The following is a 3,078-nucleotide window of genomic DNA, read 5'->3' as shown; positions in this document are numbered from 1 at the left end:
GCTCCCCCCGCGCATCCAGCAACGCACTGACCCGCACGTTCAAATCCACCCGCCGACCCCCCGCATCCACCACGGTGTAGTCGGCCTCCATCAGGTCGGTCAGGTCGAGAGGCGCGTCCAGACCCCGGGGGAACAGCTTCGCCGGCAGGACGTCCTTGCGTTCCGTCACGGTCATGATCTGCAGGTCACCGGAGTCCGCCGCGGAGGGGGCCGGCGCGCTGTCCGTTTCGGTGAGCGGCACGTCGGCCAGGACGCTGAGGACCGGCAGCCCGGTGATCCGCTCGGGCGTGCCGGGAGCCAGCTGCCGGAGCATGCGGTCGGCGGCCGGGTTGAAGTCGAGGATGCGGCCGGAGGGGTCGATCGTCATGACCAGGTCGCTGATCCGGTCCAGCACGTGCGTGCGCTCCACCGGCACCAGCTCGTGCAGGGACAGGTGCACCAGCGACCAGTAGGACAGGACCGCGGTGACGCAGAACCCGACCGGGGTCAGGTCCAGTCCTCCGGCCAGGCCCAGCAGGCTGGCGATGTTGACCGCGGTGGAGGGCGTGGCGGCCAGCAGGGTGACCCCGTACAGCCGCCGCTGGGCGCGCGGGCCGCGGATCCACGCGCGCACCAGCCGTGCCACGCAGATGGCGAGCAGGGCGTAGCTGTAGGCGACGTGCGCCCAGAACAGCAGGCCGAAGTCCAGCCGGAGGGCGCCGTCGGCGGCGGGGGCCGCGAACGCGATGAACCATCGGCGCCAGGGGGCCACCAGGAAGACGACGAGGACGAGCGCCGGTTCGGCGGACAGCCATAAGGCCGTACGGCGCGACAGCCGCCAGGTGCGGTCGACCACGGCCAGCGACAGGCAGTAGAAACCGGCCATGACGGCGCCCACCGCCATGAAACCGGCGGCGCCCAACCACACCAGCACGCCGGGGTCGTCGGTCAGGAAGGCGAGCCAGTCGCTCGCCGACCAGACGGCGATGCCCGCCGCGACGACCGCCAGGGTGCCCACCGCGGGCGTCACGCGCCTCCGCCGCCAGCCGACCACCGCCACGGCGGAGGCCACCACCGCCGACAGCATGAAGAGCAGGGCCAGGAACGGGTCCCCCATCTCCACTGCCTTCTTTCCTCAACCGCCGCGCTCTCCGGACGCCCGCAGGAGCGGTCGGCATGATCGCGATCTTCCGTGAATGGTCTCGGCCTGCGGCTTCCGTGTCCGGCCATGCCGAAGACACCCCGCGAGGCTCTTCCGTAGCTTCGGCACGCGGACCGGACTGTTGACCCTTTCACCGGTCACGCCCGGGGAGCGGTTCACCCTGGTCATGCCGGGGAGTGGTCCACTCCGGTCACGCCCGGGGAGCGGTTCGCCGGCGGTGCCGTCCGCCCGCGGGCTTTTCCCGGGTGCGGACTCAGGATCCCGGGTGATCGGCCGATCATCTCTGTATGGCCTCTCTCCGTGCCCGATGGCCGCTGCCGGCGGCGGCGGCGCTCGTCTCCATCGCCGCCGCGGTGACGGCGGAAGCCGCGACCGGCGACGTCATCTACTTCACCGGTTACACGGCCGTGTGCGCCGCCGCCTGGTGGGCCGCGCTGCGCCGGGCCGGACCCGGTGAACGATGGCCGTGGCTGCTGGTCGCCGTCGCACAGACGTTCTGGCTGGTCGGCGACCTGGTGTCGACGATCGCGTTCCGGCTCTTCCCGGAGTCCGACCCGACCGGCTGGATGGACGCCCCGTGGCTCGCCGGATACCTCGCGATCGGCACCGGGATCATGATGATGGCCCGGAGCCGGGCCCGCGGGCAGCTGCGCGAACCGCTGCTCGACATGCTCACCCTCACCACCGCGGTATCGATCGGCATGTGGTGGCTCATGGTCGCCCCCTCGCTGGAGGAGAGCGGCGGCCACCACACCGTGGGCACCATCCTGGACACCGGCTACATGCTGGGCGACGTGCTGATCGCGGCGGCGGTGCTGCTGCTGGTGCTGTCCCCCGGTACGCGGAGCGCCCCGACCTGGCTGCTGGTCACCGCGGCCTGCCTGCGGCTGCTCACCGACCTGGGCTACGCGGTCCTGCCGCATCTGGGCGTGGAGAGCCTGGCCTCGCTCGGCGGGGTGGTGCTGTTCGGCAACGCGCTGATGGTGATCACCGCCCTGCACCCCGGCCGCGCCGAACTGACCCGCGCCAACCCGCGGACCCGCACGCTGCACCCGGCCCGCCTCGTCTTCCTCGGCCTGGCGCTGCTGACCGCCCCCACGGTCGCCGTCGTCCAGGGATCCGGCCCGCAGGCCCAGCGCATCGCGCTGCTGAGCGCCACCGTCGCCGCCAGCGCCTTCATCCTGGCCCGCTTCGCCGGGGCGGTGCGCGAGCAGGAGCGCGCCGAGCGGCTCCTGGCCTACCAGGCCTCCTACGACCCGCTGACCGGCCTGGCCAACCGGCGCACGATCACCGGCCGCCTGGACGCCTGCTCCACCGGGGACGTGCTGCTCTACCTCGACCTGGACGGGTTCAAGGCGGTCAACGACACCTACGGCCACGACGCCGGCGACGCCCTGCTGGTGGAGGTCGCCCGGCGGCTGCGCGCCGCCGTACGCGAGGACGACCTGGTGGTACGGCTCGGCGGCGACGAGTTCGCGTTGCTGTGCCCGCAGGCCTCGGTGCACACCGACGTGATCCCCCTGGCCGAGCGGGTCCTGGAGGCCATCGCCGCGCCGATCGGCTACGACGGCCACGAGCTGCACGTGGGGACGAGCATCGGTATCGCCGTGGTCGACGAGACCACCACCCCCGGCGACCTGGTCCGCAAGGCGGACGCCGCCATGTACGAGGCCAAGCGCGCCGGCCGCGGCCGCTGGGTCCTCGCCGGACCGCCTCCGCAGCCCGCCCCGCTCTCGCTCGCCGGCTGAGGCCGGGAACGCGTCGAGGCGCCACCCGGTTGTGCGGGTGGCGGCCTCGACGGCGTCTGCGCGGTGCCGCCGGTCCGGGTGCGGGGTCGGGCCTGATGCCGTGCGGGACAGCGCGGGGAGCGGTCGTGGCCCTGCGCCCTTGCCCCACTTGGTGATGACGTAGGTGACCTTGATGTGGCCCTTGCCGCC

The 3,078-nt window shown here is 72.9% G+C and carries 2 protein-coding genes; one reads left to right on the top strand and one right to left on the bottom strand.

Features of this window, described 5'->3' with window-relative positions; genetic code table 11:
- Positions 1-1,096: histidine kinase N-terminal 7TM domain-containing protein (locus ACWJ6R_RS33390; protein ID WP_449066044.1), on the bottom strand; the 1,096-nt coding region annotated here is incomplete at its 3' end.
- A 332-nt stretch (positions 1,097-1,428) separates the two neighbouring features.
- Between ACWJ6R_RS33390 and ACWJ6R_RS33385 the strand changes: the two genes are divergently transcribed.
- Positions 1,429-2,889: a diguanylate cyclase domain-containing protein gene (locus ACWJ6R_RS33385; protein ID WP_449066043.1), complete on the top strand. Its 1,461-nt coding sequence runs from the start codon at positions 1,429-1,431 to the stop codon at positions 2,887-2,889.
- The last annotated feature ends 189 nt before the right edge of the window (positions 2,890-3,078 follow it).

The sequence above is a fragment of the Planomonospora algeriensis genome (assembly GCF_977012225.1).
This window is presented reverse-complemented; position numbering and strand designations above follow the sequence as displayed.

Bases quoted from the DNA above. Each gene is read 5' to 3' on its own strand.
- ACWJ6R_RS33385 (WP_449066043.1), top strand. From the start codon at position 1,429: ATGGCCTCTCTCCGTGCCCGATGGCCGCTGCCGGCGGCGGCGGCGCTC.